The 14,130-nt window shown below is 69.6% G+C and carries 11 protein-coding genes; 9 read left to right on the top strand and 2 right to left on the bottom strand.

Going from position 1 to position 14,130, the window contains the following annotated elements:
* Positions 1 to 324 precede the first annotated feature (324 nt).
* The 9 genes from ACFE71_RS12395 to paoC all read left to right on the top strand — a co-directional run bounded on the left by ACFE71_RS12395 (position 325) and on the right by paoC (position 11,401).
* On the top strand, positions 325 to 1,434 hold the full coding sequence (locus tag ACFE71_RS12395) for a lipase family protein (protein WP_375429101.1): 1,110 nt from the start codon (positions 325 to 327) through the stop codon (positions 1,432 to 1,434).
* Between the two features lie 589 nt (positions 1,435 to 2,023).
* Positions 2,024 to 3,445, top strand: coding sequence for a murein L,D-transpeptidase (locus tag ACFE71_RS12390; protein ID WP_375429100.1), 1,422 nt, complete (start codon positions 2,024 to 2,026; stop codon positions 3,443 to 3,445).
* 11 nt (positions 3,446 to 3,456) lie between these two features.
* Positions 3,457 to 3,792, top strand: a complete 336-nt coding sequence (locus ACFE71_RS12385; protein WP_375429099.1) for a hypothetical protein — start codon at positions 3,457 to 3,459, stop codon at positions 3,790 to 3,792.
* Between the two features lie 7 nt (positions 3,793 to 3,799).
* Positions 3,800 to 5,395 carry an alpha-amylase family glycosyl hydrolase gene (locus ACFE71_RS12380; protein WP_375429098.1) on the top strand — a complete coding sequence of 532 codons (1,596 nt, stop codon included), beginning with the start codon at positions 3,800 to 3,802 and terminating at the stop codon, positions 5,393 to 5,395.
* Positions 5,396 to 5,409: 14 nt separating this feature from the next.
* Positions 5,410 to 6,450, top strand: coding sequence for a glycosyltransferase family 4 protein (locus ACFE71_RS12375; protein WP_375429097.1), 1,041 nt, complete (start codon positions 5,410 to 5,412; stop codon positions 6,448 to 6,450).
* A gap of 45 nt (positions 6,451 to 6,495) precedes the next feature.
* Positions 6,496 to 7,485 carry an SDR family oxidoreductase gene (locus tag ACFE71_RS12370; RefSeq protein ID WP_375429096.1) on the top strand — a complete coding sequence of 330 codons (990 nt, stop codon included), beginning with the start codon at positions 6,496 to 6,498 and terminating at the stop codon, positions 7,483 to 7,485.
* Positions 7,486 to 7,551: 66 nt separating this feature from the next.
* Complete coding sequence (gene paoA / locus ACFE71_RS12365) at positions 7,552 to 8,202, top strand: aldehyde dehydrogenase iron-sulfur subunit PaoA (protein ID WP_375429095.1); 651 nt, start codon at positions 7,552 to 7,554, stop codon at positions 8,200 to 8,202.
* The gene (locus tag ACFE71_RS12360; RefSeq protein ID WP_375429094.1) at positions 8,199 to 9,161 is read left to right on the top strand and encodes an FAD binding domain-containing protein; all 963 of its coding nucleotides are present in this window, start codon (positions 8,199 to 8,201) and stop codon (positions 9,159 to 9,161) included. Before paoA ends, ACFE71_RS12360 begins: the two co-directional genes overlap by 4 nt.
* A gap of 5 nt (positions 9,162 to 9,166) precedes the next feature.
* Positions 9,167 to 11,401, top strand: a complete 2,235-nt coding sequence (paoC, locus tag ACFE71_RS12355) for an aldehyde oxidoreductase molybdenum-binding subunit PaoC (RefSeq protein WP_375429093.1) — start codon at positions 9,167 to 9,169, stop codon at positions 11,399 to 11,401.
* Here paoC and ACFE71_RS12350 read toward each other — a convergent pair.
* Together ACFE71_RS12350 and ACFE71_RS12345 are read right to left on the bottom strand one after the other, a co-directional pair.
* Entirely contained in the window at positions 11,358 to 12,578 is a 1,221-nt protein-coding gene (locus ACFE71_RS12350) for a hypothetical protein (protein ID WP_375429092.1), read from the bottom strand. The two genes, paoC and ACFE71_RS12350, sit on opposite strands and share 44 nt — an antisense overlap.
* 85 nt (positions 12,579 to 12,663) lie before the next feature.
* Positions 12,664 to 14,130 (bottom strand): amidohydrolase family protein (locus tag ACFE71_RS12345; RefSeq protein WP_375429091.1); only part of this gene is annotated, 1,467 nt, incomplete at its 5' end.

Raw genomic sequence — 14,130 nt, 5'->3', positions numbered from 1 at the left:
TCCTGGACGCGGCCAAGCTCGTCCAGATCGCCGGCTTCGACGAGAACTACCTCCATCGCCGCATGCGTCAGGGTGGCTCGGCGGCTTCCGATCCGGCGATCGAGAGCACCGGGCGCATCGAAGGCCCCATGCCCGACAAGGCCCGCTCGTAACGGGTCGCGAACTCCGTATGGACGGCGGCCGCCGGAGGGCCGACGGCACACGCGGCCGCCTCGCGGCACGTCTTGTGTCTCGACGTTTTCAAGCGATTGGCCAGCGGTTATCTTCGATGAGCGGGGAGACGTGACGATGGGCATAATGGCCCGTTTGGGCATGAAACGCGGCTTGGTCGCGGTCGCGGTCTTCCTGACGCCGGCGTCCGCGACGGCACAAGCCGCGAACGCGCGGACCCTTGTTTCGGCGACGCCGATCGCGGGTGCCCCGGCCGGCGCTTTGGCCTACCGGATCGTTTATCGATCGATGACGGGCCGCGGTGGGCAGGCCGAAGCTACCGGCATCGTCATCGTCCCCGCAGGAGCGGAACCGCGTGCGGGTCGCGACATCGTGGCCTGGACCCACGGCACGACCGGCATCGCCGATGCGTGCGCGCCCTCCGCGAACAGCTGGCGACTTTCCATCATCGCCGGTCTCGCGCCGATGATCCAGCAGGGCTACATCGTCGTCGCACCCGACTATCTCGGCCTCGGTAGCGCCGGCACACACCCCTTCCTGGTGGGTGCCGACACCGCGCACGCCGTGCTCGATGCGGTGCGGGCCGCGCGCGACGTGCGGCGTGGGCGGACGACCGGACGATTCGCGCTTTGGGGCGAGTCGCAGGGCGGACACGCCGCATTGTGGTCGGGACGGCTGGCGCGCGCCTACGCGCCCGAACTGCGCCTGGTGGGCGTCGCCGCCGCGGCGCCCGCGACCGATCTGGTCGCGAATATCGCGGGCGACGGGAACGCCGCGGTCCGGGCGCTGATGACCTCCTATGCCGGGGTGTCGTGGTCGCAGATCTACGGCGTGCCGCTGTCGACGGTTACCGGGCCGGTCGGACAGGACCTGATGCGGCGCCTGGCCCGCCGATGCGTGACGCTCGACGGACTCAAGCTTGGCACGAAAATCGGCCTCGCACGCATGATCCATGTGCTGCGCGACGTCGATCTGGCGGCTCTCCCACGCTGGGGTGAACTCATGCGAAGCAACTCCGTCGAACGGGTGCCGCTCGGTGTGCCGCTATTGATCGCGCAAGGGTCGGCGGACGTCATCATCGCACCATCGGTCACACGGTCCTTCGCCACCGCCGTCTGTCGGGCCGGGCAGCGCATTCGCTTCATCCCTGTCGCAGGTGGTGACCACGTCACGATCGCGAAGCGAACGAGCGAACAGACCGTCGAATGGTTGAGGGAGCGCTTTGCCGGCCGAACCGACCCCAGTGATTGCGCGACACTCTAGCGGGACCGCCCCCTCGCACGACCGCCTGCCGGACTGGCGGCGTATCGTCGGTGCCCGTATCGGCGCTCGGGAGACTGAGCCCGCTGATGACGATCCGGCTGCGCAGGCGCTTTTGGGCCAACCACGGACGAACGGGCCGAAGCTCACGAATTCGTTGCCGTGTTTTACATTCATCCTCGTATCCAAACACTCTGGGTCAACGCGATAAAATCTCGATTCCGCTTAAATCGGTAGCGACTACCGAGAGCGGCAGCGTAGCGCGCCGGGACGACCAATGTATTCGCCGCGTTGGCTATTCTGTCTGATGTGCTCTCGCAGGCAAGGTCGAACGAGAGCCCCTTAACCCAGGGCAAGTTTCAGTTGATGCCGCTCGCGACAGTTCCTTTCGGTGAAAGCTATCGTCGCACAGAAGCGGCGGAAGTAGCGGAGCTACTTACTCCAGAGCCGAGCGCGGCCGGCGGGTTACCGGCCCGGCTGGCGGCGCGGCTTCGCCACGACGCTCCTTCCCCGCTCCGCAAATTACCCGTTCATCCCAGCGCAGTCTACGCTAAGGCAAGCGGCGGCGGCAGTCACGAACAGGGTCGGTGAAATGAAGTCGAGCAAGCCACGTCTAACCGGAATTCTCGCGGCCCTGCTCACCGCCGCGCCCGCCGTCGCCCAGGACGCGCCCGCCCCCGCGATCGCCGCGCCCGCGGTTCCGGTCGTCCTCCCAACCCTGACCACCCTCCAGGCCGCCCAACTGGCCGACCTGCTCGCCAAGGACGCGGTCGCGCAAGGGCTCCGCCAGACCGCGGCTCCGCTCGACGCCGCCGATCCCGACACCCTCGTCCGCGCCACGCTCGACCATGCCCGCGCGGTCCATGCCGGGCGTCTCGACGCGAGCGACTTCCAGCGCGGCTGGGGCATCAAGCCGCAGGCGTACGATCCCCTTCCCGCCTTCTCCGACGCGGTCGGGCGCGACCGGATCGCCGCTTGGTTCGCGTCGCTGCCCCCGCCCTATGCCGGTTACGACGCGCTCGCCGCGGGCCTGGCCCGCTACCGCGCGATCGCGGCGGCGGGCGGCTGGCCGACGCTCGCCACCGCCCCCGCCTACGGCACCAGCGGCCCGGCGGTCGCGCTGCTCCGTCGTCGCCTCGCCGCGGAGGACCCGCAGGTCGCGACCACCGGCGACCGCTTCGATACCCCGCTGCTCGACGCGGTCCGCCGCGCCCAGCGGCGTTACGGTCTGAACCCGGCGGGCCAGGTAGGCGCGCAGACGCTCGCCGCGCTGAACGTGCCGGTCGAGGCGCGCATCCGCCAGATCGCCGCCAACATGGAGCGCTGGCGCTGGCTGCCCGACCGGCTCGAGCAGCGCCGCGTCCAAGTGAACATCGCCGCGGCGGTGTTGACCGTGTTCGATGGCGACGCGCCTGTCATGTCGATGAAGGCCGTCACCGGCCGCCCGGCGAACGAGACGCCGATGTTGGTGTCGAGCATACATTCGGTCGTCCTCAACCCGCCCTGGAACGTCCCCACCTCGATCGCCCAGGGCGAGCTGTGGCCCAAGGAACGCGCCAGCCCCGGCTATCTTAAGCGCAACGGCTTTCGCGTCATGGACGGCGGCCGCCTCCAGCAATCCTCCGAGCGGAGCGCGCTTGGCCGTTACAAGTTCGATTTCGCGAATGACTTCTCCGTCTATCTCCACGACACCCCGGCCCAGGCGACGTTCTCGCGCTTCGACCGCTTGGCGAGCCACGGCTGCGTCCGGCTGGAGAAACCCGCCGATCTCGCCAAGCTGCTCATGAAGACCACGCCCGAATGGCAGCCGGACGCGATCGACGCCACCGTCGCCGCGGGTAAGACCGTGCGCGCCAAGATGGCCGATCCGGTCGCGGTGTACCTGCTCTATTGGACAGCCTTCGCGGGCGCGAACGGCCAAGTCGGCTTCCGCGCCGACCCATACGGCTGGGACGAGACGCTGGCGAGCAAGGTCGAGGCGCGGTCCGCGCGCCGCATGCTCGCCGCCAAGTGAAGGGAACAGCCATGAACCGCCTCCGTCGATCGTTTCTCCTCGCCGCGACCGGGCTGACGCTCGCGGGCGCGACCGCCTGCTCGCGTTCGGAGCCGGAGGCGGACCCCGCGAATATCGAGACGGCCGCCGAGCCGGGGGTCGCCATGAACCTTCCCGGGATCGTCGAGACCCAGCCGGCCGCGCCCGCGCAGCCCTCCGCCGACACCAATGCGGCCGCCGAGCTCCCGCCCGAGGCCGCGGCCGCGCCCGACGAGCAGATGCTCGACGATGCGTCCGCGACCGGCATGACCGCCCGCGCGGCACGCGGCGAGGACGACGCGCCCGCCGCCAACATGGCGGACGATTAGACGCCCCATGTCAAAGCGCTGGTGGGAGGCCGGTGTCGTCTATCAGGTCTACCCGCGCTCGTTCCAGGATAGCGACGGCGACGGGGTCGGTGACCTGCGCGGGGTGATCCGACGGCTCGACCACATCGCCGACCTGGGCGTCGACGCGATCTGGCTGTCGCCGATCTTCCCTTCGCCGATGGCCGACTTCGGTTACGACGTCGCCGACTATACGGACGTCGATCCGCTGTTCGGATCGCTCGCCGACCTGGACGCGCTGATCGCGGCGGCGCACGTGCGCGGACTGAAGCTGCTGCTCGACTTCGTGCCCAACCACAGCTCGGACCGACACCCCTGGTTCGTCGACAGCCGTTCCTCGCGCGACGCGGCCAAGCGCGACTGGTACATCTGGCGCGATCCCGCCCCGGACGGCGGGCCGCCCAACAACTGGACCAGCGACTTCGGCGGATCGTCGTGGGAGCACGACCCGGCCACCGGCCAGTATCACCACCACGCCTTCCTGAAGGAGCAGCCCGATCTCAACTGGCGCAACCCGAAGGTGCGCCTTGCGATGCTCGACATCATGCGCTTCTGGCTCGACCGGGGCGTCGACGGGTTCCGGATCGACGTGCTGTGGCACATACTGAAAGCCCCCGACTTTCCGGACAACCCGTCGAACCCCGACTACCGCCCCGACATGGGCGAGAAGTTCGCGGTGCTCCAGCGCCACTCGACCGACCAGCCGGGCATCCACGCGATCATCGCGGAGATGCGCGCGCTCGCCGACGGCTACGACGGCGGCGACGAGCGCGTCCTGATCGGCGAGGTCTGTCTCCCGCTCCCGCGCATGACGGCCTATTACGGCGAGCGGGGCACCGGTGGCCTTGGCGGCATCCACCTCCCCTTCAATTTCGAGCTGGTCGAGTCGGCTTGGGACGCGCGTGCGATCGCGCGATTCATCGACCGGTACGAGGCCGCGCTGCCCTCCGGCGGCTGGCCGAATTGGGTGCTGGGCAGCCACGACGCCCCGCGCGTCGCGGGCAGGCTGGGCGAGCGCCAAGCCCGCGTCGCGGCGATGCTCCTCCTCACGCTCCGGGGCACGCCCACGCTCTATCAGGGCGACGAGATCGGCATCGGCCATGTCGATATCCCGCCCGACCGCCTGCGCGACCCGCGCGAGCTGCGCGAACCGGGCTTGGGGCTCGGCCGCGATCCCGCGCGCACGCCGATGGCGTGGGACGCGTCGTCGAGCGGCGGCTTCAGCACCGGCGACCCGTGGTTGCCGCTCCATGCCGATTGGCCGACGCGCAACGTCGCGACGCAGTCGGCCGACCCCGCCTCGATGCTGACGCTGCACCGGCGGCTGCTCCGGCTCCGCCGCGCGCACCCAGCGCTCGCTGCGGGCGCGTACGCAGGGGTCGAGGCGGAGGGCGACCTCCTGGCCTATCGACGGATCGGCGAGGGCGAGGAATGGCTGGTGCTTCTCAATCTGGGCGAGCAGTCGCGGCCCGTCCCCGACATTGCCGCCGGCTTCGCGCCGGTGCTCTCCACCCTCTCCGGCGATCTCCCGAGCAGCCTCACCCTCTTGCGGCCCGATGAGGGGCTTCTACTGCTCCGCCGCTAGAGGGGAACCGCCTGATGCGCGTCGCGATGCTGAGTTCGATATCCTGGCGGACGCCCCCGCGCGGCTATGGCCCGTGGGAACTTGTGACCAGCCTCCTGACCGAGGCGCTCGTCGCGCGCGGCGTCGAGGTGACGTTGTTCGCGACCGCCGATTCCCGGACGGCGGGCACGCTCGCCGCCGTCGTCCCGCGCGGCTATTCGGAGGATACGACCCTCGATGCCAAGGTGTGGGAGATCCAGCATATCGCGGAGGTCTTCGAGCGCGCGGGCGAGTTCGACATCATCCACAACCAAGCCGACTTCGTCCCGCTCGCATTCTCGCGGCTGGTGGATACGCCCGTCGTGACGACGATCCACGGCTTCTCGTCCGACCGCATCCTGCCCGTGTACCGCCGTTACGACGACCGGGTCGCCTACGTGTCGATCAGCGACGCGGACCGGCATCCCGACCTGACCTACGCCGCGACGATCCATCATGGCATCGCGCTGGACGATTTCCCGTTCGATCCCGCAGGCGGCCCCGACCTCCTGTTCTTCGGCCGCATCCACCCCGATAAAGGCGCGGGGGACGCCGTGCGCGCGGCGCGGGCAACGGGTCACGGACTGGACATCGCCGGGCTGATCCAGGATCCGGGGTACCATGAGCGCGAGGTCGCGCGCTTCGTCGATGGCGAGACGGTCCGCTATCTCGGCATGGTCGCCGGCCCGGATCGCGCGCGGACGCTGGGGTCGGCCAAGGCGCTCCTTCACTTGATCGGCTTCGACGAGCCGTTCGGCCTTTCCGTGGTCGAGGCGCTGGCCTGCGGCACCCCCGTCATCGCCTACGCCCGCGGCTCGATGGCGGAGTTGATCGAGGACGGCGTCACCGGCTTCCTCGTCCGCGACTTCGACGAGGCGGTCGCGGCGATCGGGCGCGTGGGCGGGATCGACCGCGCCGCCTGCCGCCGCGCGGCCGAGCGCCGTTTCTCCGTCGACCGTATGGCCGACGAATATCTGGCCCTTTACCGGAGGTTGCGGGCATCCGGACCAAAAGGTTCGGAGCGGAACTCCTCCTGATCCGAGCTGTTCATGGCAGGAATCCCACCTGCGAAGGCCGACCCCATGACCGACACCGACACCAGCCGTCGTTCCTTCGTCGCGGGGGCCGCGCTCGTCGGGGCCGCCGCCGCGGCACCCGCCATCGCGCAGGAGCCCAAGAGCCCCGGCGCGCCCACCACGCCGCGCGCCGCCGCTTATCCCAAGCCTCCCTTCCTCAACCAGCGCCAGCCCTGGCCCGGCCTCGCCTCCAAGATGTCGCCACGCCCCGATCACGGCGAGACCAGCTATCGCGGGTCGGGCCGGTTGGCGGGCAAGCGCGCGCTGATCACCGGCGGCGATTCGGGCATCGGCCGCGCCGCCGCAATCGCCTATGCCCGCGAGGGCGCGGACGTCGCGATCAACTATCTTCCCGCCGAGGAGCCCGACGCGCGCGAGGTCGTCCAGCTGATCGAGGCGGCGGGCCGCAAGGCGGTCGCCATTCCCGGCGACCTGCGCGAGGAGGCGTTCTGCCGCAAGCTGGTGGCGCACGCCGCGCGCGAGCTCGGCGGGCTCGACATCCTCGTCAACAACGCCGCGCGCCAGCAGACCAAGCCGACGATCGACGCGATCTCGTCGGCCGACTTCGACGCGACGATCAAGACCAACGTCTACGCCCCCTTCTGGTTAACCAAGGCGGCGGTGGCGCTGATGGGGCCGGGCGCGGTCGTCGTGAACACTTCCTCCGAACAGGCGGGCGACCCGTCGGAGGACCTGGTCGATTACGCCATGACGCGCGCGGCGGTTCTGAATTTCACCAAGTCGATGGCCAAGCAGCTCGCGCCCAAGGGCATCCGCGTCAACGCGGTCGCCCCCGGCCCCTTCTGGACCCCGCTCCAGGTGTCGGGCGGCGCGTCGCCGGAAAAGCTCGTCAAGTTCGGCAGCCAGGCCCCGCTCGGCCGCCCCGGCCAGCCCGCCGAGATCGCCGGGCTGTATGTCGCGGCCGCCGACCCGGCGCTCAGCTTCTCCACCGGACAGATCTTCGGTGCGACCGGCGGCGGCGGCCAACCTGCCTGACCGAGAACCGTTCTAGGTCGCCGGTCGTCATCCATGTTAGGAGCGGCTCGGAAGGATCTGCGGAACATGGGCGGCGATCATAATTTCTCTCGACGGAGCGTTATCGGCGCGGGCATGGCCAGCGTGGCGGTGACCGGCATCGGCCTGCCCGACGAAGCGGACGCGCAGGCGCTTCGTCCCGCCGCGACCGTTACCATGACCGTGTCGCTGACCGTCAACGGCCGGCCGCGAACGCTGGAGATCGACCCGCGCACGTCGCTTCTCGACGCGCTGCGGGAGCATCTGAAGCTGACCGGTTCCAAGAAGGGTTGCGACCACGGTCAATGCGGCGCGTGCACCGTGCTGGTCGAGGGTCGCCGAATCAACAGCTGCCTGTCGCTCGCCGTCATGCATGACGGCGACGCGGTCATCACGATCGAGGAGCTGGGCCGCCCCGGCGCGCTTCATCCGATGCAGGCCGCTTTCGTCAAGCATGACGCGTTCCAATGCGGATACTGCACCCCCGGCCAGATCTGCTCGGCCGTCGGCATGCTCGGCGAGATCGAGGCGGGGGTGCCGAGCCATGTCGCGACCGACCTGTCGGCCAAGCCCGGCTTCACCGTCGACGAGATGCGCGAGCGGATGAGCGGCAACCTGTGCCGCTGCGGTGCCTATTCGAACATCGTCGAGGCGATGGCGGAAGTCTCCGGGGCCGAAGCGGCGGGGACGCAGGCATGAAGTCTTTCACCTACGAACGCGCCGCCACCCCCGCAGCCGCGGCCACGGCCGCCGCGCGTACGCCCGCCACGCGCTTCATCGCGGGCGGCACCAACCTGCTCGACCTCATGAAGCTCCAGATCGAGACGCCCACCCACCTGATCGACGTGAACCGCATCGGCCTCGACAAGATCGAGCCGTCGAAGGACGGCGGCCTGCGCATCGGCGCGCTCGTCCGCAACACCGATCTGGCGAGCGACCCGCGCGTCCGCCGCGACTACGGCGTGCTCTCGCGCGCGCTGCTGTCGGGGGCGAGCGGCCAGCTCCGCAACAAGGCGACCACCGCTGGCAACCTGCTCCAGCGCACCCGCTGCCCGTATTTCTACGACACCACCAAACCATGCAACAAACGCCGCCCCGGCACCGGCTGCGCGGCGATCGGCGGCTTCAACCGCAACCTCGCGGTGATGGGCGTGAGCGACCACTGCATCGCCACCCACCCCAGCGACATGGCCATCGCGATGCGCGTCCTGGACGCGACCATCGAGACGATACGCCCCGACGGCGCGACCCGCGCCATCCCGATCGCCGACTTCCATCGCCTGCCCGGCGACACGCCGCACATCGACACCAACTTGGGCGCGGGCGAGCTGATAACCGCCGTCACGCTCCCCAAACCGATCGGCGGCACGCAGATATACCAAAAGGTCCGCGACCGCGCCTCCTACGCCTTCGCGCTCATCTCGGTCGCGGCGGTGATCGAGCGCGGCGGGCGCGGCCGGCTCGCCTTCGGCGGCCTCGCGCACAAGCCCTGGCGCGTCGAGGCGGCCGAGGCGCGTATCTCCGCCGGCCCGAAAGCGACCGCCGACGCCGTCCTCGCAGGCGCGCGGACCACGCCCCAGAACGCGTTCAAGCTGCCGCTGGTCGAACGCACGCTCGCCGCTGTCTTCACCCAAGCCCAAACTCGATCGGACACCTGATCCCCATGCGGTTCGACACGCCCGCGACCACCAACCCGATCGACCGCATGACCGTGGTCGGCAAGCCTATCGATCGCGTCGACGGCCCGCTCAAGGTGTCGGGCATCGCGCCCTACGCCTATGAACGCCACGATGTCGTGCCGAACCAGGCCTACGGTTACATCCTGGGTGCCGCGATCGCCCGGGGCACCATCCGCTCGATGGACCTCGCCGAGGCGAAGCGCGCGCCCGGCGTCGTCGCGGTCGTTACCCACGCCAACGCGGGCAAGCTCGGCAAGCCCAAGGCGATCACCGCCACCCTGCTCGGCGGGCCTGAGATCGAGCATTTCGACCAGGCGATCGCGATCGTCGTCGCCGAGACCTTCGAACAAGCGCGCGCCGCCGCCAAGCTGATCCGCGTCGATTACGCGCGCGGCGAGGGCCAGTACGACCTTCGCGCGGCGCTTCCGACCGCCAAGCCAGTCAGCGACGGCAGCGGCGAGGGCAGCGCCTCGCCCGGCCGCGTCGAGATCGGCGACTTCGACGCCGCTTTCGCCCGCGCGCCGGTCAAGGTGGAATCCGAATACTCCACCCCCGACGAGAGCCACGCGATGATGGAGCCGCACGCGACGCTCGCATCGTGGAACGGCGACGAGCTGACGCTCTGGACGTCCAACCAGATGATCGCCTGGGCGGTGCGCGATGTCAGCCAGGCGCTGCTTATCCCCAAGGACAAGGTCCGCGTCATCTCGCCGTATGTCGGCGGCGGCTTCGGCTCGAAGCTCTGGATCCGTTCCGACACGGTGATGGCCGCGGTCGCCGCGCGCGTCGCCGAGCGCCCGGTCAAGGTGACGCTCACCCGCCAACAGACGTTCAACAACACCACCCACCGCCCCGCCACCATCCAACGCCTGCGCCTCGGCGCGGAGCGCGACGGACGGATCACCGCCATCGCGCATGAGAGCGCGTCGGGCGATCTGCCCGGTGGCGGGCCGGAGACGGCCACCTCTCAGACCCGGCTGCTTTATGCGGGCGCGAACCGGTTGATCGAGATGAAGCTCGCCACGCTCCACTTGCCGGAAGGCAACGCGATGCGCGCGCCCGGCGAGGCGCCCGGCATGATGGCGCTCGAGGTCGCGATGGACGAGCTCGCGGAGAAGCTCGAAATGGACCCCGTCCAGCTCCGCATCGTCAACGACACGCAGGTCGACCCGGAACACCCGACCCGCCGCTTTTCCGAGCGCGACTTGATCGGCTGCCTCCGGACCGGGGCCGACCGCTTCGGCTGGGCCAAGCGGAACGCGAAGCCCGGCCAGGTCCGCGACGGTCGTTGGCTCGTCGGGATGGGAGTCGCCTCCGCTTTCCGGAACAGCCTGACGATGAAGTCCGCCGCCCGCGTCGCGCTCGACCGGCATGGCGTCGTCACCGTCTCGACCGACATGACCGACATCGGCACCGGCAGCTACACCGTCATCGCCCAGACCGCCGCCGAGATGATGGGCGTCTCTGTCGAGAAGGTCGTCGTACGGTTGGGCGACTCCAGCTTCCCCGTCTCATCGGGATCGGGCGGGCAATGGGGCGGCAACAGCGCCACCGCGGGCGTCTATGCCGCCTGCGTCAAGCTGCGCGAGGCGGTCGCGGCCAAGCTCGGCTTCAACTCGCCCGACGTCGAGTTCACGGGCGGCCAGGTCCGCTCGGGCAATCGCAGCGCATCGCTGGCCGAAGCCGCGGGCGACGCCGGGCTGACCGTCGAGGATTTCCTCGATTACGGCGACCTGTCCAAGACCTACCAACAATCGACCTTCGGCGCGCATTTCGTCGAGGTCGGCGTCGACGCGCTGACGGGCGAGGTCCGCATTCGCCGCATGCTGGCGGTCTGCGCGGCCGGCCGCATCCTCAACCCCAAGACCGCGCGAAGCCAGGTGATCGGCGCGATGACCATGGGCGTCGGCGCGGCGTTGATGGAGGAGGCGGTGGTCGACACGCGCTTCGGCTGCTTCATCAACCATGACCTCGCCGAATATCACGTGCCGGTCCACGCCGACATTCCGCACCAGGAGGTCATCTTCCTCGACGAGGTGGACGACAAGTCCTCGCCCATGAAGGCCAAGGGCGTGGGCGAACTGGGGCTATGCGGCGTCGGCGGCGCGATCGCCAACGCGGTCCACAATGCCTGCGGCGTCCGCGTGCGCGATTATCCGATCACGCTCGACAAGATCATCGCGCAGTTGCCCCCGCTGCCGGCACGGGCTGACGCATGACGCTCCAGCCCTCGGGCAGGAAGTCGGTCGACATGTAATAATAGAAGTTGCACCCGCCCGCCGCATCATAGCTCGCGCCCTTCAACAGCCCGATCGCGACGGTGCCGATGAACACCGGCCCGCCGCTGTCACCGCTCCGGCAGACCGGCCCGCCCACCGTCACCCAGGTCGGCGTGCACGCGCCGCCGCATAGGTCGCCCGACGGCGCGAAGTCGGTGAGTTCGACCTCCGCGCAACTGTAGCCCGTACGCTCGCCCCGGTGACAAACGAAGTCGCCCGCGCGGGTGCTCCGCCGTGCGCGCGTGCCGGTCACTGGCCGCACCTGCGCCCCGGCGGTGTCGGCATGGAAGAATGGCCTGAGCGGCTCGCCCGCTAGATGGAGCTGCACGTCCTGATAGCCCCAACCCCACTGACCCACGAACGTCAGCGGCACTTCGCGCCGGTCCGCCGCGACATGGACCAGCGCATCCGGGCAATGAGCGGCCGTGGCCACCCCGGCCTGCACGCCGTTCGTCACGACGAACCCGGTCGTGCAGGCATACCGCCGCCCGTCGACTGGGCTGACGCCCACCACGCGCGCCCCGCCATCGACCGCGCTGTCCGCATCGGGCAGATCGACCGCCCGCAGCCGGACGGGCACCCCCGTCATAAGCGTCAGATCCGTGACCAGCGCATCGTGGCCGTACACGCCGATGTCCGCGCGATTGAGCGTGACCACCATTTCCCCCGTCCGCTGATCGATGCCCAGCCCGGGCGCATGCGGCAACGCGGCGCGGATCGCCGCCTGATGCCGCTCGATCGCCGCGACCAACTGGCCCCGCGTCGCGATCGCGCCCGTGCGGTAGACCACCGGCACGACGATATCGGCCGCGTAAAGCCGCTCCTCCGCTACCGGCGCATCCCCCGTCAGCAGCATCACGATCCGAAAGGCCGGATCATGCTCGACCGAGATCCCCGCCAATCGATCACCGAACCGGTCGGCGATCACGTCGGTCGAGGCGACCGTCTCCTCCAACGCTCGGAGCCGATATCTCGCCTGATCGGGCGATATGCCGTAGCGCACGGCATACTCACCCGCATCCTGCGCCAGCGCGTCGATCGGCGTCTGTACCGTCTGCGCCGCCGTAGGTGCGCTCGCTAGCAGCGCCGCGAGCATCAGCGCGGTTTGGCGTCTCAATTTCAACGTTCCGGTCCCGTTCCCACACCGTCCCGGTAACCGAGTCGGGAGCAACGGGCGATGAACACAGCCAGCATGGCGGAGGTCAGTTCGCCGTCCGCTCCCACCAATAGGCCGGTCGCTTCGCCGTCCCCGTCGCGACCTCGTTCATCGTCGCCGCGTCGTACAGCCGTCCGCCGAGCATGACCCGGCTCACCTTGTCGCTATTACGGATGTCGGCCGTCGGGTCGGCGTCGAGCACCACGAGGTCGGCCAGCTTGCCCACCTCCAGCGACCCGATATCGCGCGCCATGCCGAGCGACCGCGCGGGCACGATCGTCCCCGCGCGAAGCGCCTGCACGGGCGTCATGCCACCCCGGACGAAGCTGCCGAGCTCCCAATGCGCGCCGATCCCCGCCTGCTGCCCATGCGCGCCGATCGAGACGAGGACGCCGCGATCGGCCATTTTTTTTGCCTCGCGCGCATTGTCGTCATCGACGAAGTTGGACGCGGGCGCGGTCGTCCGCCGCGCGAACGCCGCATTGAGTTGGGCGGGGGGCGTATGCGCGCGGAGCAGCGGGTGCACCATCCAGTCGGCCGCCTGCCGCCAGTACGGATCACCCGCCAACCCGCCATAGGACACGACCAGCGTCGGCGTGTAATTGACGTTGGTCTGGCTCCAGAACTGCATCACGTCGTCATAGAACCGCTCGAGCGGAACGTTATGCTCCAGCGTCGAATTGCCGTCGGCGATCAGGTTCATGTCCATGCCGTAGAGCGATCCGCCCTCCGCCACGACCTGCATCCCCTCGCGCCTGGCCGCCTCGACCACCTGCTGGCGCTGCTCGCGTCGGGGCTGGTTGTAATTCTTGACCGAGTTCGCGCCCTGCGCCTTCAGCCGGCGGACATGCGCGAGCGCATCGTCGAGCGAGTTAATCTCGGCATAGACGTTCGCCGCCTTGGCCCCGTAGACGATCTCGCCCGTCGAGAAGATGCGGGGTGCCAGGATCAGCCCCGCGCGCTGCATCTCCTTGGCCGCGAACACCTCGCTCGACCGGTTGGACGGGTCGTGAAGCGTCGTCGTGCCGAGCGCCAGGTTCTGGATCATCGACCAGTTCGCCTGCGGCACGATCTCGTCCTCGCCCGCCGGCCCGTGCGCATGCGCATCGATCAGCCCGGGGATGATCGTCTTGCCCGCGACATCGACCACGATCGCCCCCGCCGGCACCTGCGTCGAGGCACGCGGGCCGACCGCGACGATCCGGTCGTCCCGCACAATCACCACGCCGTCGGCGACGATCCCGCCGTCGTCCGCCGCCATTGTCACCAGCTTGGCCCCGACCAGCGCGACCGTGCCGCGCGGGCGGGCGGCGGCTATGTCCATCGACAGCGACACGCCCGACCGCGGCGGCACGAAGGCGGGCGCGTTCTTCGCGCGCGGCGCGTCGGCGAACAGCGCCGCGCGGTCGACGGTGTAGACCGTCGGCCCCAGGCTCCAATGCAGCCGCGTCCCGCCCGTCGACCAATGGATGTAATCCGCCCCGCCCGCGCTGACCTTGGTCACGGGCAGCGA

The organism is uncultured Sphingomonas sp., from assembly GCF_964237155.1.
In the GTDB taxonomy this organism is placed as follows: Bacteria; Pseudomonadota; Alphaproteobacteria; order Sphingomonadales; family Sphingomonadaceae; genus Sphingomonas.
This window is presented reverse-complemented; position numbering and strand designations above follow the sequence as displayed.